We start from the raw sequence: 20476 nt of genomic DNA, 5'->3' as shown, positions 1-20476 counted from the left end.
GCCGCTCGCTCCTCATGCGGCTGCAGATATTTTCAATGTCGAATTAGAAATCAGCATTGGCTTGCGTGCAGGCATCGTTACATGCAGTGCTACAGTTGCATCCGATGTTGGAGTGCCATTCCCTGCATCATGACGTCTCGTCTTGAACACTGCGATCGATTGCGTCAAATGCATGGTCTGCTCTTCCAGACTTGCAGCAGCCATCGCAGCCTCTTCCACCAATGTGGCATTTTGTTGTGTCACTGCATCCATATGCGTGATCGCCAGATTGACTTGTTCGATACCCTCACTTTGCTCACGGCTGGCGATTGAAATTTCGTTCATGATGTCGGTCACACTTTTCACTGAATCGACAATGCCGTTCATGGTTGCCATGGCGTCACTGACCAGACGGTTGCCACTGTCGACTTTATCCACTGAATCGTCGATCAGGGTTTTGATTTCTTTTGCTGCGCTCGCCGAGCGTTGCGCGAGGCTGCGCACTTCTGCTGCTACTACCGCGAATCCTTTGCCCTGTTCGCCTGCACGTGCTGCTTCCACTGCCGCATTCAACGCAAGAATGTTGGTTTGAAATGCAATGCCGTCAATCAGGCTGATGATGTCGACTATCCGTTTGGCCGAAGTACTGATCTCATCCATCGTGCTGCCAACTTTCTCGACAACTGCGCCACCTTTGCCGGCAATCTCGGATGCGGATTGCACCAGCTTGTTTGCCTGAAGCGCGTTATCTGAATTTTGCTTCACGGTCAATGCGAACTGTTGCATGCTGGATGCGGTTTCTTCCAGGCTGGCGGCTTGCGCTTCAGTGCGGCGCGACAAATCCATATTGCCGGCAGCGATTTCGTGCGTAGCAATCGAAATCGAATCGACGTTGCTGCGTATGTCGCCCATGACCGAACGCAGGTTCACATTCATCTGTTGCAGGGCTTGCTGCAACTGACCCATATCGTCATGTCTATCGACTTTGAAGTCGGCTGTAAAATCGCCGCCGGCGATGATGCGCGTCTTGTCTATCAAATTGTTCAAGGGTCGCACGATAGAGAGGTATAAACCCAGCCAGGCCAAAGCCGCGATACCAGCACCAATCAGCGTGGCGCCGCCATACCAGTAAGACATGGTGATATTTTCTGCGGCGCTTGTAGCAGCAAAGCCCAAACCCAGAATGACCGCGATGATTGCACCCATGCTCATACCTATGCGTGCGTTCAAACCGATATTTTTGAGTGACACCAACTTGCCGACCAAACCGGTAGTGACCACAGCCCCGCGTCTGACTGCCAGACCTTTTGCCTGCCCAGCCTTGAAACGCGCATAAATCCGGGCCGCACCATCTACTTGCGCACGATTCGGCTTGCTGCGCACCGACATGTAGGCGACGATTTGATTGTTATCACGTACCGGCGTGACGTTCGCGTTGACCCAATAAAACTCGCCATTCTTGCGGCGATTCTTCACCAACCCGGTCCACGGCAAACCCATTTTCAGCGTCTGCCACATATCGCCGAATGCCTGCTCAGGCATGTCGGGATGGCGAATCAGATTATGCGGCTTGCCTAGCAATTCCTCTTCGGTAAAGCCGCTGGCTTCGATGAAGGCGGGGTTCACATAAGTAATGCGCCCCTTGGTATCGGTCTTCGATACCAGCGACATCCCATCCTTCAACAAGAATTCAGTATTTGATACGGGTAAATTGGTGCGCATGTGAGACTTCCAGCGTGGAGTTTAAGGAGCGAACCTTCGCGCGCGCGAAGGTTACTGCCACTATATTTCCACGTGGAAACTCGTGTTTTGCGCTAGATCAAATTTTCTGTAGATAACTACGGCGGCGAGCGCACTTACGCACGTGCATAGCGGTGATTACGGCGTAAAACTCCAGTGTTCAGACCAATCCGCCTCTTCTTTGACGACAGAACGCAACAACTCGAAAGCCTTTTGCATTACCTCTGATTCCTTCTCCCGTGAGTAGACGAGAAAAACCGGGTATGAAAATTCAGGCGCACTTTTCACTTTTTGCAAAAGATTCATCTCCAGTGCACGACGCACGACACGTGTGCGGAAATATCCAGTGCCGCCGCATTGCAGGATGTATTGCAAGGCGAGCGGCCCCAGGTTGAAAGACAAGACATTTCTAGCCTTGTCCGGCAACGCCGAATCATGTTCTTCCCTGAAGTTTGGCCCCCAATCCACATAGATATAAGGATCAGGATTTTTGACGGATGCGACTTGCACCAGTTTTTCTTCCAGTATCTGTTCCACCTGCATGCCGGTCCAGTATTCGGGCCTGTAAACCAGCGCTGCATCGAGCAAGCCGCGCTCCAGTTTGGATTGCAAAGCTTCGCCATCGCCCACCTCTACGCGAATAGCGTGCGAAGGTAATTCCCGCCGCAAATGCATCGCCCATTGCAGCATCAAGGGATTGCACAAGCTCACTTCACTCCCCAGCGAAAGCGAATCGCCATAGCCATCCGGCAAAGGCAAATCGCGCCGCGCCGCATCCCACGTCTGTATCAATTGCGTGGCATAACCGACAAAGCGTTCGCCGTCATCAGTAAGCCGCGCGCCGGAGCGATTGCGCACAAACAGGCTGCAGCCTAATTGCGATTCGAGATTTTGGACCCTTGCCGTTACGGTCGTCTGCGTCACATGAAGACGCGTTGCAGCAGCGATAAAACTGCCGGAACGAACGATATAAAGAAAGGTGCGTGCGAGTTCAATATCCATGGCCGCCTTCAATGCAACATTACTGATAATAAATCGCAGTAAATTTCATTTTTACTGTTTTTGATAAATATGCATAATTTACGCATATTTTAGCGCCAAGACATTTCTTGATGGGAAATGTCTTTTAGTGAATGCCTGAGTGCTCTCCGGTTTTTGTTTGATTGTCGCGCCGTGTCATTGCGTTTGCAATGTAGCTTCGTTGTCGTTCATTTTTTCCGTACGCATCAAAAACGAAAACAAGATTTTGACCATTTCATGAAAGGAAACTTCTGAATGTCTTCACAATTCTTTGCGCCTACTCCTGCGCCATTTACCCCAAAAAATTCCCGTCTGCATCGTGCAACAGTCGAGCTGCTTGGCAAAGCCGAGATTCAAATCAATGGAGCAAGTCCATGGGACATGCAGTTGAAATCTGCCGGAGTGCCCGAACGTGCATTCTCGCAAGGTAATCTGGGCTTGGGCGAGGCGTATATGGATGGCGCGTGGGACGCGGAAGAACTGGATGAATTTTTTGCCCGCCTGTTAAGCACCAGACTGACTGATCAAATACAACCGCTGCGTCTGCTGGGCCATGCCTTGTCTGCAAAACTATTGAATCGGCAAGACATCAAGCGTGCCAAACAGGTAGGCGAAGTGCATTACGACTTGGGCAATGATTTTTATGCGGCAATGCTGGATTCCCGCATGACATACACCTGCGGTTATTGGGAAAGCGCGACTACTCTGGAACAGGCGCAGGTCGCGAAGCTCGATATGGTGTGCCGCAAACTGCAACTCAAACCCGGCATGCGCGTACTCGATATAGGCTGCGGCTGGGGCAGCTTCATGGCATATGCCGCTGAGAATTATGGCGTCGAATGCGTAGGCGTGAGCATTTCAAAAGAACAGGTTGCGTGGGCGCAGCAACGCTATGCGCATTTGCCGCTGGAATTCCGCCTGCAGGATTATCGCGAGCTGAACGAACCTTTCGATGCGATTGCCAGCATAGGCATGTTTGAACATGTAGGCCGTAAAAATTACCGCGCCTATATGCAGGTTGCGCATCAATGTCTGCCGAAAAATGGCTTGTTCCTCTTGCATACGATAGGCAAAAACCTGCGCAAATCAGCGCCAGATCCGTGGATAGATAAATATATTTTCCCGAATGGCGATCTGCCTTCGGTAGGCCAGATTGGTGATGCTGTCGACAATCTATTCGTGGTTGAAGACTTGCATAATTTTGGTGCCGATTACGACAAGACACTGATGGCATGGTTCCGCAACTTCGACGCCGCATGGCCGCTCTTTGCAGATGAATTGGGCGAACGCTTTTACCGTATGTGGCGTTATTACCTGCTCTCATGCGCAGGCGCATTCCGTGCGCGCGATATCCAGTTGTGGCAATGGCTACTATCCAAAGATGGCGTACCTAATGGGTATCACCGTGAACTGATTTAAGTTCATCTATCCGCGAGAAAAAAGTTGCAAAATCAATAGCGCCTGTATGTCCAAATGACTCTGTTGATTTTGCAACTCGATGTGCAATTACCAGGTTTTATACGGCAGGAACTTACCCGACAACATCACGTTCACGCGATCGCCTTTTGGATCGGCCTGGCGTTGAATGTCCATGGAAAAATCAATCGCGCTCATGATGCCGTCGCCGAATTCTTCGCTGATCAATTCCTTGATGGTCGGCCCGAACACATTGACGATTTCGTACCAGCGATAGATCAAGGGATCGCTAGGCGCACTGCATTCCAGTGAGCCTTTGTACGGCACGATTTGCAGCCATGCGCATTCTTCATCGGTGAGCGCGAACAATTTTTGCGCAATCGCTGCTTGTGCCTTGGTGAAAGTCATTTGACCGAGACAAGCCGCAGTGACCCACTCCTTGCTTTCTTCAAAATTGCTGGCGATGTCAGTCCACTTCATGCCTTGAGCGACTTTGGTGTTGACGATTTTTTGGGTAACAGTATTGCGGTCCATATTGCTTCCTTCAAGAGTTAAAGATAAATATTTCGTGCGTGTTTGCGTGCACAGACTTACCAACAATTATTCAAAGAACGATCAGGGCTAAGCATTTGGAAATGGGCATGCGTAGATCCCTGAAGTTGCTTACACCGAACATGTTGCAAACGGCGAGCCAAGCAGGAATTTTTGTCGTAAGCCAGCGATGGCTTGTAGTGCCAGCACTACAAATTATTTTTTGGCAAGCGAGGGAAAATGGAAATGATTAACGCGCATTGCTGTTGCCTGTTACTTCAGCAGTACAGCAAGCGCCGATTTCTCAGGGAGTAATCAGTTGGTGTTTGACTGCATACATGGCAATGCCAACGTCGTTGCTGGCGCCGGTTTTTTCCAGTATGCGACTGCGATAGGTACTCACCGTGTTCGGACTGAGTCCAAGCTGGTCAGCAATATCCTTGACGCAAGTACCGCTGGCAAGCGCCTTGAAAACTTGATATTCGCGCTGCGATAAAGTCTCGTGCGGCAGCCTCGTCGCATGCTGACCTAGACTAGTGGCAAGTGCCTCTGCCATGCTGGCACTAACGTACATACCGCCTTCGGCCGCCTTGCGTATCGCGATGATAAGCTGATCACTATCGACACTTTTATTCAGATAGCCAGAAGCGCCCAAACGATAGCAGCGCGCAGCATATTGCTTTTCTGGATAGGTGGAAAGTATCAAGACTGGCAGGCGCGGCATTTCCTTCTTTAATCGCTGCAGCACCTCCAGACCGTCGTGCACCGGGATCGCAATATCCAGCAAAACCACATCTATCGGCAGCACACGCGCCTGGCGCAATACTTCCGCGCCATCGGCACATTCACCGATGACATCGATATCACCGGCATCGGCCAGAATTTGCTTCAGTCCTTCGCGCACCATGCGGTGGTCATCACATAAAAGCAGATTGATCATGCACTGACTCCGTGCGGATTTTTTGTGGAACCCACAATTTCGCACTTCTGCGGTGCGAGTGGAATGAACAAGCGCGCCAGCGTGCCTTTGCCTGGCGCACTGATAATTTCCAGGCTGCCACCAAAATGCATCGCGCGTTCGCGCATACCCATCACACCGTATGAGCGACTGCTATCAAGATCGAAGGGCTGCGCACCTATGCCGTTGTCGTGCACTGCCATCACCAAGGAATTTTCGTTGAGTTGAATGCGAATTTGAATGGCACTAGCCTGCGCATGACGCGCTACGTTGCTCAGCATTTCCTGAAAAATGCGGAATATCGCGGTTGCCAGATTACCGTCAGGTGCGTGGATATCATCTGCGACTTCAATGCTGGAGTCACACTCCATCTCGGTAGTTTCTATGAATTCCTGCAATTGCCATTCCAATGCGGCGATCAAACCCTGATGATCGAGAATGCTGGGGCGCAGATCGGTGATCATGCGGCCTACGTTTTCTACCGCTGATTCAATCAAACGATTCATAGCCCGGCACTTGCCAGCCACTTCCGCTCTATCGACGACGCGCTTTTCCATCCAGCTCACATCCAGCTTGAGCGCTACCAGCAAGCTGCCCAACTCATCGTGAATTTCGCGCGCGATGCGGCGACGCTCTTCCTCAAGCGCAGAGTCGGCATAAGCAGACAATTCACGCATTTGCGCCAGCGCACCGGACAATTCGGCAGTGCGTTCTATGACACGCAACTCCAGTTCGCGATTAGTTCTATGTAATTGACGCTCCGCCTGGCGGCGCTCAGAAATGTCGCTGAATAGAACAACTGCGCCACAGATTTTTCCCTGCTCGACTATCTGGTGTGATGAATACTCAACCGCGAAAGACGAACCATCCGCACGCCAGAAAACTTCCTTGTCTATCTTGCAGGTACGCCCAGCACGAAACGCGCGGTAGATAGGGCAATCTTCTTCCGGATACGCGTGACCATGTTCGTGCGAATGATGCATCAAGCAATGCATATTCTGGCCCAGCATCTGATCCACCGAATAACCCAGCATCGCTGCACCAGCAGGATTGATGAAAGTACACAGCCCCGCCAGATCGATGCCGTAGACGCCATCGCTGGTCGATTCCATCAGCAACATCAACTTGTCACGCCATAAAGCGCGCTCGGCCTCAGCCGGCAATCTGGTCTTCATATTCTTGCGCTCACTTGATGATCACTTTGCAATGATTGATTGCTCAAGTGTTTGCAATTGACGTGCCAGTGCTTTGCAAAATCGTGGAATTTTTGGTGGAATCAGACCAGGACGGCCAATTCGTGCGTTCCCAACGCAGGGGAATCTCAGGAAGGAAGTTTCGCGACTATGAAAGATGAACTCATGAGCTCAGAAGATATACCGACATCGCCAGGCCCCGAGGAATTTTTCTCCTACGCGACGCCAGCCCATATGCCATGCACATTTTTAAGTCCGAGTTTTTCTGCATCTTCCAGACCCATGATTTTGTCGTATCCTTCCAGCCTCGCCAGATCGACGACTTCAGGTGTGATGTAGGCATTTGATTTGACCGAAAAGAAAACTTTTACTTTTGGCGTCAACAACGAATTTTCTGACTGCTCAACGACGACACCTATACGTCCGGTTTTTAATTTGACCAATGCACCTGTCGGATAAATGCCTATGCATTTTACAAATGCCTGGAACACTGCCGGATCAAAATGCCCTTTCCATTCGGCCATGCGGCGCAAGGATTCTGACGGCTCCCAACCTGCTTTATAAACACGGTTCGATGTGATGGCATCATACACATCACAGACAGCTCCCATGCGTGCAAACAGACTGATATTTTCGCCTTCCAGTCTGTGCGGATAACCAGTTCCATCGAATCGTTCGTGATGATGCAAACACACATCGAGAGCCGCCTCGGTGACATCTGGCGACTCCAACAATATCTTATGGCCCTCAACCGGATGCTCTTTGACCGCGACGAATTCGTCATCAGTCAGCTTGCCTGGTTTGTCCAGTATCGACTGCGACACCATCATTTTTCCTACATCGTGCAATAGTCCCGCCAGACCCGCATCCCTGGTCTGCTTGTCATCCAGTTTCAGTTTTTTGGCGAGGGCAATCATCAGCGCGCATACCGCGATCGAATGCATGTAGGTGTAATCATCCTTGTTTTTCAAGCGGGCAAGACTGATGAGCGCGTCTGGATTGCGCATGACGGACGAGGAAATTTCTTCTACCAGTGAATGCGCGTGCGCCGTATTCAGCGCATTGCCCATTCTCGCTTCCTGGAACATGGTGGTGACAGCCGTCTTGCCATCTGCGCATATTTTTTTGGCACGTGCCATCTCGTCGTCGAATGATGCGCGACGCGGTACGACTATAGGCGAGGGAGCAATTTTTTGTGTTGTTAGTTCAGCTTCATTTTTTTCAGCTACAGGTTTCTCAACATCCAAACCTTTGGAAGTATCTATCCACACTGCCGCAACGTCACTAACTTGAATCTTTTGCAAATCCTTGAGATTGTCGAGCAAGAGCGAGGTCCGCCAAAATGGTGACTCGTCCCAGGTGCTGCAAAACTTCTGAACAAACATTCCGACACGGAGCTGTTCCACATTGATTTGTTTCAGCATATGCGCGCTCGCGTTAGTGTTGCCTGGCCCATCCAGTGAATATCTTATTAATTATTGATGATGTACTTTTTCCATGAGCGATACTTATATCGCGTGAATTATATTAACCCGATTCATTCTGAAGATGCCCTGAATAAACATTCAGACGCAAAAAAGGGGTTACGAATGAACGTAACCCCTTGTTTTTATGGTGGGCCTCCGTCGAACACGGCACCAACGAATTATGAGCCTATACGGTCTTAGTTCACAGCTAAGCTAGGTTACATTTCGACATTAAGGGCGTAGACTGAAGCACTGCCCCCCTATCCAGCCGGTGCTCGACTGAGGCGCGGTTCCGACACCATGCCTAAACATCAATCCATAGCCCCTTCGAAATTCGAAGCGCTAGCTCAACAGCTCCAGCAGCAGATCGCTGCCGGTGTGCTCCGACCCGGGGACCGCTTGCCCTCCGTTCGCCAGATCTGTGCCACTCGGCACCTGAGCCCAAGCACGGTGTTCCAGGCTTACTACCTGCTGGAGTCCCGCGGTCTGATTCATGCAGTACCGCGGTCAGGTTACTTTGTCGCCGCGCGCGCTGGCGGCGTGCTGCTCGCGGAACCACGAACCTCCGACCCACAGCCGGGAAGCCAAGCCGTCGAGGTCAACGACTTGATCTGCACGATCCTCGGCTCTGCGCTAGCGCGCGACATTGTGCCCCTCGGTTCTGCTTTCCTGAACCCGGCCCTTTTCCCTCTCGACCGACTGCGTCGCGCGCTGGTATCGAGCACGCGACGACTTAAACCTTGGAATATGGTCGACGACCTGCCGCCAGGTAACCTGCGACTGAGGCGCGAGATTGCCAAGCGCTATCTGCGGCAGGGTATGGCCGTGGACCCCGACGAGATCGTGCTAACCAACGGTGCGATGGAGGCGTTGAACTTGTGCCTGGGCGCGGTGGCGCGGCCGGGTGATGCGGTGGTGGTCGAGTCCCCGACCTTCTATATTGCGTTGCAGGCCCTCCAGCATTTGGGCTTGCACGCCATCGAGGTGCCGACCCACGTTCGCGAGGGCATCGATCTCGGTCGCCTGGCACAAGTAATCGAACTTTATCACCCAAAGGCGTGTTGGCTGATGACCACCTTCCAGAATCCGCTCGGCAGCCTGATGCCCGATACAAAGAAGCGCGATCTTGTCGAATTGCTCGCGCGCCACGACATACCGCTGATCGAAGACGACGTCTATTCCGAGCTCTATGAAGGCAAGGTGGCGCCGCTGCCCGCCAAGGCTTTCGACCATCGTGGTCTGGTGCTGCACTGCTCGTCGTTCTCGAAGTGCCTGGCCCCAGGCTATCGAGTCGGCTGGGCCGCGCCCGGCCGATGGGTGCGAGACGTCCAGAGGCTAAAGGTCATGACGAGCCTTTCTGGGTCTATCCCGGCTCAGGCTGCGTTGGCCGAGTATCTGCAGGCAGGCGGCTACGACCACCACCTGCGAGGTCTGCGCCTGTCGTTGCAGGCCCAACGCGCAAGCCTGTTCGACGCTGTTACCAGGAACTTTCCTGATGGGACGCTGGTTGTGCGCCCGGCTGGTGGATATTTCATGTGGCTCGAATTGCCCATCGGCGTCGACGCGATGGCCTTGTATCGAGCCGCGCTGGCGCAAGGTATCAGCATCGCCCCAGGCCCCATGTTTTCCGCACGCGCCGAGTTCCAGCACCACATCCGGCTGACCTGTGGTCAGCGCTGGGACGCGGTACTCGAACGCGCGACGCGCACATTAGCAAGGCTGGTCAGCGACTCAATGCACGCCAATTCCGGCGTGCCCCCATCGATCTGATCCGGTCATCCAAGCCCGCAACTGCTCACACAGACAGCGCAGTTTTCCGGGCAAACTGTCGGCATGGACGAACTAGCCCCAGATCATAAAATTCCTTGCGGCGATGCCTCGGTACCCCTGCTCGCGGCTAGCAGCATGTCACCTGACGCCGAACGCTCGCTGCACGACGTGCTTGATCGACTGGGGCCATCGGTCTTCGCCGGTCTGCTCGACGCCGACGGCGTTCTGCGCTATGCCAACAATGCGGCGCTGCAAAGCATCGGCAGCACTCTGGAGCAGGTACTCGGCAAACGCTTTGACACTACTCCCTGGTGGCAAGGCTGTGAGTCGTCAAGGCGGAAACTGCAAGAAGCACTTGCAAGTGCCTCGCGCGGGGAGGCCTTGCGCTTCGACGTTCGCATCGCCACAAGCGGCGGCCACACAATCGCTATGGATTTCTCGCTGCTGCCCCTGTATGGTCCAGATGGACGCGTGATGTGGCTGATCCCGTCTGCGTGCGACGTGAGTGAGAGAGAGCAAGCGCAGCGCCAACTGCTGCTCACCCGCCATGCTGTCGAACAGGCTAACGACGCACTATTCCTGGTCGGTCCCGACGGCGCCTTTCAAGATGCCAACGCCGCGGCCTGTCGGCTGCTGGGCTTGGATCGCGGGCAGGTCCTGCGGATGCGCGTGACCGACATTGACACCCAAATCGACGAGAAGCATTGGCCTCAGCGCTGGCACCAGTTGTGCGAGAGCGGTTCGCTGCGGCTCGAGAGTAGCGTTCGCCACAACGATGGTCATGAGATTCCGGTCGATGTCTCCGTCAGCTTGGTAACAAGTGACGGCGAGACTTTCGCCTATGTCTGCCTGGACGATCTGCGTGAGCGCCGCACTGCCCAGGCTAAATCGGATTTTTTGGCCGCCATGAGCCATGAAATCCGCACCCCGATGAATGGCGTGATCGGCATGATCGATGTGCTGGCGCGCTCCAGACTCAAGGCGCACCAATTGGCCATGGTGGATCTAATACGCGAGTCGGCGTTCTCGCTACTGGGCATCATCGACGACATCCTCGATTTCTCCAAGATCGAAGCAGGGCGCGTGGAAATCGAGAACGAGCCCATCGTCGTGGCTGACGTGGTGGAAAAAGTCTGTACCATGCTCAGCCGTCTGGCGGAAAAGCAGCGGGTGGAGTTGACGTTTTTTATCGATCCGGCTATTCCCCGCAAGTTGCTGGGCGACGAGCTGCGCCTTAGACAAGTGCTGATCAACCTTATCAACAACGCCATCAAATTTTCCGCCAGCACTGGCAAGGCGGGCCATGTGGCTGTACGGGCCATGCTGATCGCGCGCGAGTCCGGGTGGGTGAACGCCGAGTTCCAGGTGGTGGACAATGGCATTGGCATGACGCAGGAAACTATTTCCCGCCTGTTCGCACCCTTTGCCCAGGCCGATGTTTCTACGACCCGGCGCTTTGGAGGTACTGGACTGGGCTTGGCCATCACCCACAACCTGGTGGAGTTGATGGGTGGCAGTATCGCGGTCCAAAGCGGGCCGGGTAAGGGCTCCACCTTTTCCTTGCGCTTGCCATTCGTGCTGGACCCGAACCTCGAGAAATATAGTGCGGCGGAACGTGCCGAAAAAGAAGATAGCGGCTTTGCGCTCCTTGTGCCAATGCCAGAACCACGCAAGGCACCTTCACGCGAACAGGCGCGCCGCGAGGGCCGGTTGATTCTGGTAGCCGAGGACAACGACATCAACCAGAAGGTGATCGAACAGCAAATCACCCTGCTGGGCTATGCTGCCGACTTGACAGTAAACGGGGAAGAAGCGTTGGCCCGCTGGCAAAGCGGTGACTACGCGTTACTGCTCACCGATCTGCACATGCCCGTGATGGACGGCTACCAACTTACAGCCGCCATACGTGCCGCAGAATCCCCAGAGCGGCATATCCCCATCATCGCACTAACGGCTAACGCACTGAAAGGCGAGAGCGAGCGCTGCAGGGCCGCCGGCATGGATGATTTCATGTGCAGGCCTACACCCCTTGCCGAATTGCAAGCCATGCTGGAGAGCTGGCTGCCCAAAGTGTCGAATCAAAAGGCTGTCCAAGCCGACCTTATGGCCGGCGAGCAGGCCCAGACAAACTTCGACACGCGACAAGATATTACCGTTCCGGTCGATATTAACGTGTTGCGCAAATTGGTGGGGAATGACGCCAAGGTTGTCATTAGCTTCCTTCGCCAGTTCCGTGCCAGTGCGGCAAAAATTACAAGCGAGATTGGGGATGCCCGCGCCGATGGCGACTTCCGCAAAGCCGCCATCGGCGCCCACAACCTGAAGGCGTCGGCGCGCAGTGTTGGCGCTCTCAAGCTTGCCGAGCATTGCGAGGACATTGAACAGGCAGGCGCTGTCAGTGCTGCGGAGGATTTAGCCAAGGCATGGGGCTGTTTCCAGTCCGAAATGGAGCTGGTGGACGCCTATCTGGCCGGTATTTTTGCGGCTAGCGACGAACAACAAGCCTGATGTCATTCAAAACCATGCACATCATCAATCCTAGCATTCTGGTTGCATCCGACAACTCATCCGATGCCAATCTGGTGAAGCGGCTGCTTGCGAAGGACTTCAGCCGGATCAGCACTTCCACGGTTGCGGAAAAGGCCGCCACTGACTTCGAGGAGCACCTGCCGGATATCTTGGTGTTGGCCTTCAAGTCGCTGGGACTGGCTGAGCGTTTTTACTTGGGCCTTTACCGCCACTGTGCAAGAGTAAGCGCGCAACCTCACCGCACAATCATCCTGTGCGACAAGGACAATGTTCATCGAGTCTCAAAGCTGTGCCTGCAGCAGCATTTTGATGATTACGTGCTGTTCTGGCCTATGAACTACGATGCGCCGCGATTGGGCATGGCTATTCACCTCGCGTATCGCGAGCTGAGCAAGTTTAAGGACGAGGGTCCCTCCCTCGCAGAATTTGCTGGCCAGGCGCGTCGCCTGGGTGAGCTTGAAGGTCTGCTTGAGCAATACATGGAGACCGGCTCAAAGCAAGTCAACGTCACTCAGCAGGCGGTCGAGCACGCAGAGCGTGAGATCAATGCCGTGGTGGATCGCTGGTCCAGGCAACTCAGTCGGGCGGCAAATACGCATGCAGTATCCGTCGATACGGCGGAAACCATGGAGCGGGAACTGGCGCGATTCAAGGTGGAGGAAATCGCCGCGCGCTTCAACAGCGTGCGTGACTCTGTGCGGCCTATTGGCCAATGGGCAAAAAGCCTTACCAGTCAATGCGCAGCGCCACTGGAATCGGTGCGCTCACTCTCGTCTATGGCGGAAAAGGTCAAGCCTGTTGTGCTGGTCGTTGATGACGATGACTTCCAGCACAAGATCATCGCCACTATCTTGGGCAATCAAAGCTACAGGCTGGTTTTTGCCACCAGCGGGGCTGAAGCTTTGAGCAGTGTGCGCAAGGAACGGCCTGATCTCATCCTCATGGACGTGATGCTGCCGGATATGGATGGCCTGGAGACTTTGAAGCGCATTCGCCTCATGCCACAGCTCGCCAGAGTGCCTGTCATGATGATTTCGGCCAAGAGTGAGCGGGCATTGGTTATGGAGTGCCTCAAGTCCGGTGCGGCTGACTTTGCCGTCAAGCCGATTGACCGCGACAAGCTCAATTCCAAGGTTTCGCGCCTGTCCATTGGATTAGAAGCGAAAGCGCTTGGCACGCAGGCTAACTGAGGACTCCCACATGATAAATACCACCTGCACAAAGCCTTACCAACGCCGTCAGAGCCATGCGGCCCAAGTTGGCATCAAGACTGGAAGGACACGTTTAGCCATGCTCGTATTCAACCCTTTGAGAGGCAACACCAATGAACAGGATCAGCACCAAAATTCTTGTGCTGGACGATGACGCATTCACGCTCAATCTCCACGCTACGATGCTCACCAACATGGGATATCAGCAGGTGGCCACTTGCGACAGTGGCCTCGAAGCTCTGATCAATCTGCGTGATGCCGACACCTCGGCTTCGGTGATTCTTGTCGATCTCAACATGCCTGGCATGGACGGCGTGGAGTTTGTGCGCCAGCTTGTGGCTCGCGGCTACGCCGGCGGCCTCATTTTAGTAAGCGGAGAATGCGAGCGCACCTTAAAGTCGGCGCGCACGCTGGTCGAGGCGCATCAGATTCACGTCCTGGGTTGTTTCAGCAAACCGGTTTCGCCGCATCTACTCGATTCAGCCCTGAGTAAGGCAGACTCCACCAACAGCATGCGGCGGCGGGCGGCCCGCAAGAGCTATAGCGCCGACGAACTTCACCGCGGCATTCAAAACGGCGAACTGGTGAATCATTACCAACCCAAGCTATCTATCCGTAACCGTCGGGTCACTGGCGTCGAAACTCTGGTTCGTTGGCAGCATCCACTGGATGGACTGGTATATCCGGACCAATTTATCCCTGAGGCGGAAGCTCACGGTCTGATTGACGCCTTGACAGGTGCGGTACTCGTGCAGGCCTTTACTGACGCCGCAATCTGGCGTGCAGCAGGGTTGGATCTGAGTGTCGCCATTAATGTCTCTATGGATAACCTGACGTCACTAGACTTTCCTGATTTTGTGTCAGAACAGGCCCGCTTGAAGGGGGTAAACCCTGCATCTATCGTACTGGAGGTGACAGAAACTCAGTTGATGAAAGACTTGCGCATGCCGCTTGAAATCCTGACTCGTTTGCGCTTGAGACGGTTTCGCTTGTCCATCGACGATTTCGGCACCGGTCACTCGTCGCTGGCCCAATTGCGTGATCTCCCTTTCGACGAACTGAAGATAGACCGCAGCTTCGTACATGGCGCACACCATAACGAAACACTACGCGCGATTGTTCAGGCCAGCCTTGGATTGGCCAAGGAGCTGGGCATGGAAACGGTAGCCGAAGGCGTTGAGGAGAGCGAGGACTTTGATTTTCTAAAGTCTACCTGCTGCGATGTGGCACAAGGCTACTTATTTGCCAAGCCCATGGCCGCATCGCAGGTGGAAGCCTGGGTACGCGCATACTCGTAAATTGGAACTCAAAGAGCGCTTGTCGCTAATTGCAAACTCGACAATCGTTTGGATATCTCTCTCAATGAGACCTGGTCACGAAGGTGTCTTTGAAATTGTTGCCATACGTTCTCTCCAGTGCCAACCTATTCTATTCGCTCAGTGTTCCGAAATTGTACCGACAGACTTAAGTGACATAAAAAAAGGACTTAGATTTTCATCTAAGTCCTTGATATTGCCACATAAATACTGGTGGGCCTCCCGTGAGTCGAACACGGCACCAACGGATTATGAGTCCGCTGCTCTAACCAAGCATGAGCTAGAGGCCCGTAACCTGACTAGATATTAATTACCTTCGAGGAAGCTTTTCAGTTTATCTGAACGCGAAGGATGACGCAATTTCCGCAGCGCTTTTGCTTCGATTTGACGTATGCGTTCGCGTGTTACGTCGAATTGTTTACCAACCTCTTCCAAAGTGTGGTCGGTAGACATTTCGATACCGAAACGCATACGCAAGACTTTTGCTTCGCGTGGTGTCAATGAATCGAGTACGTCCTTGACCACGCCGCGCATCGAAGCGTGCAACGCTGCATCGGCTGGTGCCAATGTATTGTTGTCTTCGATGAAATCGCCCAGATGTGAATCGTCGTCGTCGCCGATCGGTGTTTCCATCGAAATCGGTTCTTTCGCGATCTTCATGATCTTGCGGATTTTGTCTTCCGGCATTTCCATTTTGATCGCGAGCGTTGCCGGATCCGGCTCAGCACCGGTTTCCTGCAAAATCTGACGCGAGATGCGGTTCATCTTGTTGATCGTTTCGATCATGTGCACAGGAATACGAATCGTGCGCGCTTGATCGGCGATCGAACGGGTGATCGCCTGGCGAATCCACCATGTTGCATACGTCGAGAATTTAAAACCACGACGATATTCAAACTTGTCGACTGCCTTCATCAAACCGATGTTGCCTTCCTGGATCAGATCCAGGAATTGCAAACCGCGGTTGGTGTATTTTTTCGCGATCGAAATAACCAGACGCAAGTTAGCTTCTGTCATTTCGCGTTTTGCTTTGCGTGCCTTCATTTCACCGGCAGCCATCTTTTTGTTGATGGCGCGCAGATCTGGCAACGGCAACACGACACGTGCTTGCAGGTCGATCAGTTTTTGTTGCAACTCTTTGACGGTCGGCACATTACGCGCAAGAACCACGCTGTATGGATGATTGCCGCTGACTTCGCCATCGACCCATTCGAGATTGCTTTCGTTGCCCGGAAAAACCTTGATGAAATGGCTACGCGGCATACCGCATTTGTTGACGGCGACATCGAGAATCTGCTTCTCGATCTGACGCACTTCATCCACCTGGCCACGCAAGGTATCGCACAATTTTTCAACAACTTTTGCAGTGAAGCGAATGCTCAGCAATTCGTTGGAAATGATTTCCTGTGCTTTAACGTAAGGCTTGGAGTTGTAGCCTTCTTTTTCGAAGGCTTTGCGCATCTTGTCGAATTGCAGGGCGATGGTCGCAAACTTGGCGAGCGATTCGCGCTTCAATTGCTCCATTTGTTCTGCGGTAAAACCAGCAGCACCAGAAGCGGCAGCAGCAGGAGTTTCTTCCTCTTCCTCTTCCTCTTCGTCTTCTTCTTCCTCTTCTTCGTCATCTGAAGAAGCAGCAGGAGTAGGTGCGATCACAGGCTCAGTTGCATTCATGTCGACCAGGCCGTCAACGATTTCGTCGATCTTGGCTTCGTCTTTTGAAATACGTTCTGCTGCGGCGATGATTTCTGCAATCGTGGTCGGGCATGCCGAGATCGCCTGAATCATGTCGCGCAAGCCATCTTCAATACGTTTTGCAATGCCGATCTCGCCTTCGCGCGTCAGCAGCTCAACCGAACCCATTTCACGCATGTACATGCGGACTGGATCGGTAGTACGACCGAAATCGGAGTCAACGGTGGACAATGCAGCTTCAGCAGCCGCTTCGGCTTCGTCATCGCTGGCAACGGTTGCAACGTTGTCGGACAACAGCAATGTTTCAGCATCCGGCGCCTGTTCGTAGACCGCGATACCCATGTCGTTGAAGGTGCCGATGATGCCTTCGATCGCTTCCGGATCGATGATGTTTTCTGGCAAGTGATCGTTGATCTCGGCGTACGTCAGGAAGCCGCGTTCCTTACCGAACTTGATCAACGTTTTCAGTTTTTGACGACGAGCTTCGAGTTCTTCTTCGCTGGCTTCGGTGTCGTTCGAAAACGCATCTTTCAACAATGCTTTTTCTTTGGCCTTGCGGTCTTTGGCTTTTGCCTTGTCGACGGCTTTGAGTTCTGCGCGTTCGACTGCATTCAATGCAGCGACTTCGTCGTTCTCAGGCTGGAATTCTTTTGGCTTGCGGCCACGACGACCCGGCACCTTGATCGACGGCAGGATGTAGCCGGACGTATCAATTGCGGCCAGTGTGGCGGCGTCAGTAGTTTGACTGACGGTCGGTGTGATCATGACGTTGACGCCAGGACGCGACTCGACTTTCGGTTCGATTTTGGCTGACTTGCTAGTAAGCTTCACTTCAGATTTCTTATTTGTCACAGGGGCTTTCGATTGCACTAATACCGGCTTTGCAGCAACTTTGGATGAAGGTTTGGCCACCGCAGATTTCGCTACTACCGTAGCAGATTTCATTGGAGGCTTTGCTGCCTTTACATTGGTCGGCGCAGCTTTGCCGACGGGCTTACTCGCCACTTTTTTTGCAACAGGTTGGGTCGACTTCGCCACAGCCGTTTTGGCTTTGCTCGCAGCAAGCGTCTGATTTTTTGCGGGTTTCTTCATTGCGTTCGCCATTGGATCAACTACCAACTGGTTATGCCCTGGAATACGGCAAAAGCCGTACTCAACGAGCCGATTTGCGCATTCAACTCCGGCTTCCGCCCGCGCAAGTTTATTGATTTTCTTTCCGATCCCTTACAACACCTGCAACTCTAAGGCGTTGAATCGAAAGCCTTTAATTATAGCATATGGGGGCGCATTCCCCCTCTACACAAGAGCAAAATTAGTCTCTTTGCGCCTTTTCTGCCTGTGCCTGTCGCCTTAATTGTTCTTGCTGCAAGGTTAAATCGCGGTAACGAGACTGTGCCGATTCACCGCTCAAGCCTGCCGCCACCAGAGTTTCAATTTCCGCCGTCAAAACTTTCATTTTGGTTTGCCGGATCGCGCCAGCCAGCTCCAGTCGCGCCACATCGATATTCGATTCGGATTCGGCGGCTATTTCTGCAATCAATGGATCGAAATCCGATCCGGTCGAACGCAGCAACTCAGCCAAGGTCGCAAAATTTGCATGCGCGCCCATCTCGCGACTCATTTCCACCAACTGTTCCAGCATGTCGGTGCGATCCGGCGCAAAGTACGTTGCTACATTCAAGGCAGACTGATCCAGCTCGGCAGCCAGCACCGGATGCGCAACCAGCAAGCGCATGATCTGGCGCTCCAAGCCCACTGGCGCAGTGCGCTTGCCTTTAGGCGGTGCAGCACGCACACGCGAAATCGGTTGTGCCAGTTCAAACAGGGCCTCAATCTCTGCCGGTGTACTTTCCGTTACCTGCGCCAGACTGCGCACAATTTGCAAACGCAATGAAGATGCCGGCAATGCCTGCAATAAAGGCTTCGCATCAAACTGCGCGCGCGCCCTGCCTTCCGGCGATCCGAGATCGTTATCGCCCACAGCTTCCTTCAACAGGAATTGCGATAAAGGCATGGCATCCTGCACCTGCTTTTCGAACGACTCTGTACCCATCGCGCGGATATAACTATCCGGATCATGCTCGCTGGGCAGGAACAAAAATTTGATAACCTTGTTGTCACCGGCATACGGCAAACTGGCTTCCAGCGCGCGCCTTGCTGCACGTCGGCCAGCCTTGTCACCATCGAAACTGAAAATCACCTGATCGGTTTGGCGCAACAGTTTTTGCACATGTATCGCTGTGCATGCAGTACCCAAGGTTGCCACCACTTGCGGAAAGCCCAGTTGCGCCAGCGCCACCACATCCATATAACCTTCGGTCACCAAGACGTAACCGGCGTCACGTATCGCCTGTCGCGCCTCGAACAATCCATACAGTTCGCTACCCTTTTGAAATAAGGGCGTTTCGGGCGAATTCAAGTATTTAGGCTCACCGTCGCCCATCACGCGACCACCAAAACCGATCACCTGACCTTTGGAATTGCGAATCGGGAACATAATGCGATCGCGGAAGCGGTCGTAGCGTTTGCGCGGCCCGCCGCTCGCACCCTCTTCTTCCACCCTGTTAATGACAAGGCCGGACTCAACCAGTGCATCCAATTCGTAATCAGGGAACACGTCGCGCAAACCATCCCAGCCATCAGGCGCATAACCCATGCCGTAACGCGCCGCGATTTCGCCGGTCAGCCCGCGCCCGATCAAGTAACTTTTTGCAGTTTCGGCATGCCGCAATTGCTGACGATAAAAATCGCATGCGCGATTCATCGCCTCCGACAATGCCATGCTTTTCGCTTGCTGTTCAGCGCGTTGCGCAGGCGGCAAACGATCCTCGGCTTCGGGCACGATCATGCCGACGTTCTGCGCCAAATCCTTGACCGCTTCGACGAAGCCCATGCCGGAATATTCGATCAAAAATCCGATCGCCGTGCCATGCGCACCGCAGCCAAAGCAGTGATAAAACTGCTTGGTCGGACTAACAGTAAAGCTGGGGGATTTTTCGTTGTGAAACGGGCACAAACCCATGAAATTGGCGCCACCCTTTTTCAGCTGCACGTAACGACCCACCACATCGACGATGTCGACGCGGTTGAGCAGATCCTGAATAAACGACTGTGGAATCACGTCGGGTTCAAGCTAATCGTGAGTTTGAATATGGCGACACAAAAGGCAATCAGCCTTTGGTCAATGCAGCCTTGACCAGACCGGATACAGCAGTCATATCAGCGCGACCAGCGAGTTTCGCTTTCAAGATTGCCATGACTTTGCCCATATCCTGCGGGCCGGCAGCGCCGGATGCAGCAACTGCAGCAGCAACTTCGCTCTGCACTTCTGCATCGGATAATGCGCTCGGCATATATGTCGTCAAGACAGTGAGTTCTGCTTCTTCGATATCAACCAGATCCTGACGGCCGCCAGCCTGGAATTGCGAAATCGAATCCTTACGCTGCTTGATCATTTTTTCAACGATCGCCAGCACTTGCGTATCGTTCAGCTCGATGCGCTCATCGACTTCTTTTTGCTTGATCGCAGCGGTAATCAGGCGAATCGTACCGAGCTTGCCGGCTTCTTTGGCGCGCATTGCCGATTTCATGTCTTCGGTGATCTGTTCTTTCAAACTCATACGCACTCCGGTATCTGGTAGTTAATCTTTAAAAC

At 53.4% G+C, this 20476-nt stretch carries 14 protein-coding genes and 1 tRNA gene; 5 read left to right on the top strand and 10 right to left on the bottom strand.

Going from position 1 to position 20476, the window contains the following annotated elements; translation table 11 throughout:
- Positions 1–12: 12 nt before the first annotated feature.
- Both Hfont_RS13510 and Hfont_RS13505 read right to left on the bottom strand, forming a co-directional pair.
- Complete coding sequence (locus Hfont_RS13510; RefSeq protein ID WP_112992933.1) at positions 13–1701, bottom strand: methyl-accepting chemotaxis protein; 1689 nt, start codon at positions 1699–1701, stop codon at positions 13–15.
- A 156-nt stretch (positions 1702–1857) separates the two neighbouring features.
- On the bottom strand, positions 1858–2721 hold the full coding sequence (locus tag Hfont_RS13505) for a LysR family transcriptional regulator (protein ID WP_112992932.1): 864 nt from the start codon (positions 2719–2721) through the stop codon (positions 1858–1860).
- Between the two features lie 273 nt (positions 2722–2994).
- On the opposite strand from Hfont_RS13505, the gene cfa reads away from it, so the two are divergent.
- Positions 2995–4158, top strand: a complete 1164-nt coding sequence (gene cfa, locus Hfont_RS13500; protein ID WP_112992931.1) for a cyclopropane fatty acyl phospholipid synthase — start codon at positions 2995–2997, stop codon at positions 4156–4158.
- 87 nt (positions 4159–4245) lie between these two features.
- Here cfa and cynS read toward each other — a convergent pair whose 3' ends face one another.
- The 4 genes from cynS to Hfont_RS13480 all read right to left on the bottom strand — a co-directional run bounded on the left by cynS (position 4246) and on the right by Hfont_RS13480 (position 8261).
- Positions 4246–4689, bottom strand: coding sequence for a cyanase (cynS, locus tag Hfont_RS13495; protein ID WP_112992930.1), 444 nt, complete (start codon positions 4687–4689; stop codon positions 4246–4248).
- Positions 4690–4990: 301 nt separating this feature from the next.
- On the bottom strand, positions 4991–5626 hold the full coding sequence (locus Hfont_RS13490) for a response regulator (protein WP_112992929.1): 636 nt from the start codon (positions 5624–5626) through the stop codon (positions 4991–4993).
- Complete coding sequence (locus Hfont_RS13485; RefSeq protein ID WP_112992928.1) at positions 5623–6819, bottom strand: PAS domain-containing sensor histidine kinase; 1197 nt, start codon at positions 6817–6819, stop codon at positions 5623–5625. Before Hfont_RS13485 ends, Hfont_RS13490 begins: the two co-directional genes overlap by 4 nt.
- Positions 6820–7052: 233 nt before the next feature.
- Positions 7053–8261, bottom strand: coding sequence for a cyclic di-GMP phosphodiesterase (locus Hfont_RS13480; RefSeq protein ID WP_112992927.1), 1209 nt, complete (start codon positions 8259–8261; stop codon positions 7053–7055).
- 342 nt (positions 8262–8603) lie between these two features.
- Here Hfont_RS13480 and Hfont_RS13475 point away from each other — a divergent pair, with 342 nt between their 5' ends.
- The 4 genes from Hfont_RS13475 to Hfont_RS13460 all read left to right on the top strand — a co-directional run bounded on the left by Hfont_RS13475 (position 8604) and on the right by Hfont_RS13460 (position 15111).
- Complete coding sequence (locus Hfont_RS13475; RefSeq protein WP_112992926.1) at positions 8604–10073, top strand: aminotransferase-like domain-containing protein; 1470 nt, start codon at positions 8604–8606, stop codon at positions 10071–10073.
- Positions 10074–10208: 135 nt separating this feature from the next.
- On the top strand, positions 10209–12581 hold the full coding sequence (locus Hfont_RS13470) for a hybrid sensor histidine kinase/response regulator (protein WP_162845914.1): 2373 nt from the start codon (positions 10209–10211) through the stop codon (positions 12579–12581).
- A complete protein-coding gene (locus Hfont_RS13465; RefSeq protein ID WP_112992924.1) occupies positions 12581–13792 on the top strand; it encodes a response regulator in 1212 nt (403 codons plus the stop codon). Before Hfont_RS13470 ends, Hfont_RS13465 begins: the two co-directional genes overlap by 1 nt.
- Positions 13793–13926: 134 nt before the next feature.
- Positions 13927–15111 carry an EAL domain-containing response regulator gene (locus tag Hfont_RS13460; protein ID WP_112992923.1) on the top strand — a complete coding sequence of 395 codons (1185 nt, stop codon included), beginning with the start codon at positions 13927–13929 and terminating at the stop codon, positions 15109–15111.
- 229 nt (positions 15112–15340) lie between these two features.
- Here Hfont_RS13460 and Hfont_RS13455 read toward each other — a convergent pair.
- The 4 genes from Hfont_RS13455 to Hfont_RS13440 all read right to left on the bottom strand — a co-directional run bounded on the left by Hfont_RS13455 (position 15341) and on the right by Hfont_RS13440 (position 20441).
- A tRNA-Ile gene (locus Hfont_RS13455) sits at positions 15341–15419 on the bottom strand.
- A gap of 16 nt (positions 15420–15435) precedes the next feature.
- A complete protein-coding gene (gene rpoD, locus Hfont_RS13450) occupies positions 15436–17913 on the bottom strand; it encodes an RNA polymerase sigma factor RpoD (RefSeq protein WP_241523121.1) in 2478 nt (825 codons plus the stop codon).
- A gap of 220 nt (positions 17914–18133) precedes the next feature.
- On the bottom strand, positions 18134–19942 hold the full coding sequence (gene dnaG / locus Hfont_RS13445) for a DNA primase (protein ID WP_112992921.1): 1809 nt from the start codon (positions 19940–19942) through the stop codon (positions 18134–18136).
- Between the two features lie 49 nt (positions 19943–19991).
- The gene (locus Hfont_RS13440) at positions 19992–20441 is read right to left on the bottom strand and encodes a GatB/YqeY domain-containing protein (RefSeq protein ID WP_112992920.1); all 450 of its coding nucleotides are present in this window, start codon (positions 20439–20441) and stop codon (positions 19992–19994) included.
- Positions 20442–20476 lie beyond the last annotated feature (35 nt).

Source organism: Herminiimonas fonticola (genome assembly GCF_003293745.1).
Classification (GTDB): domain Bacteria; phylum Pseudomonadota; class Gammaproteobacteria; order Burkholderiales; family Burkholderiaceae_D; genus Oxalicibacterium; species Oxalicibacterium fonticola.
The sequence above is the reverse complement of the archived record's forward strand: the minus strand, read 5'-3'. Positions and strand labels throughout refer to the sequence as shown.

What these genes read in the sequence shown, in the direction of transcription:
- Hfont_RS13510 (WP_112992933.1), bottom strand. Translation starts at nt 1,701, where the DNA reads ATGCGCACCAATTTACCCGTATCAAATACTGAATTCTTGTTGAAGGAT.
- Hfont_RS13505 (WP_112992932.1), bottom strand. Translation starts at nt 2,721, where the DNA reads ATGGATATTGAACTCGCACGCACCTTTCTTTATATCGTTCGTTCCGGC.
- cfa (WP_112992931.1), top strand. Translation starts at nt 2,995, where the DNA reads ATGTCTTCACAATTCTTTGCGCCTACTCCTGCGCCATTTACCCCAAAA.
- cynS (WP_112992930.1), bottom strand. Translation starts at nt 4,689, where the DNA reads ATGGACCGCAATACTGTTACCCAAAAAATCGTCAACACCAAAGTCGCT.
- Hfont_RS13490 (WP_112992929.1), bottom strand. Translation starts at nt 5,626, where the DNA reads ATGATCAATCTGCTTTTATGTGATGACCACCGCATGGTGCGCGAAGGA.
- Hfont_RS13485 (WP_112992928.1), bottom strand. Translation starts at nt 6,819, where the DNA reads ATGAAGACCAGATTGCCGGCTGAGGCCGAGCGCGCTTTATGGCGTGAC.
- Hfont_RS13480 (WP_112992927.1), bottom strand. Translation starts at nt 8,261, where the DNA reads ATGCTGAAACAAATCAATGTGGAACAGCTCCGTGTCGGAATGTTTGTT.
- Hfont_RS13475 (WP_112992926.1), top strand. Translation starts at nt 8,604, where the DNA reads ATGCCTAAACATCAATCCATAGCCCCTTCGAAATTCGAAGCGCTAGCT.
- Hfont_RS13470 (WP_162845914.1), top strand. Translation starts at nt 10,209, where the DNA reads ATGTCACCTGACGCCGAACGCTCGCTGCACGACGTGCTTGATCGACTG.
- Hfont_RS13465 (WP_112992924.1), top strand. Translation starts at nt 12,581, where the DNA reads ATGTCATTCAAAACCATGCACATCATCAATCCTAGCATTCTGGTTGCA.
- Hfont_RS13460 (WP_112992923.1), top strand. Translation starts at nt 13,927, where the DNA reads ATGAACAGGATCAGCACCAAAATTCTTGTGCTGGACGATGACGCATTC.
- rpoD (WP_241523121.1), bottom strand. Translation starts at nt 17,913, where the DNA reads ATGAAGAAACCCGCAAAAAATCAGACGCTTGCTGCGAGCAAAGCCAAA.
- Hfont_RS13440 (WP_112992920.1), bottom strand. Translation starts at nt 20,441, where the DNA reads ATGAGTTTGAAAGAACAGATCACCGAAGACATGAAATCGGCAATGCGC.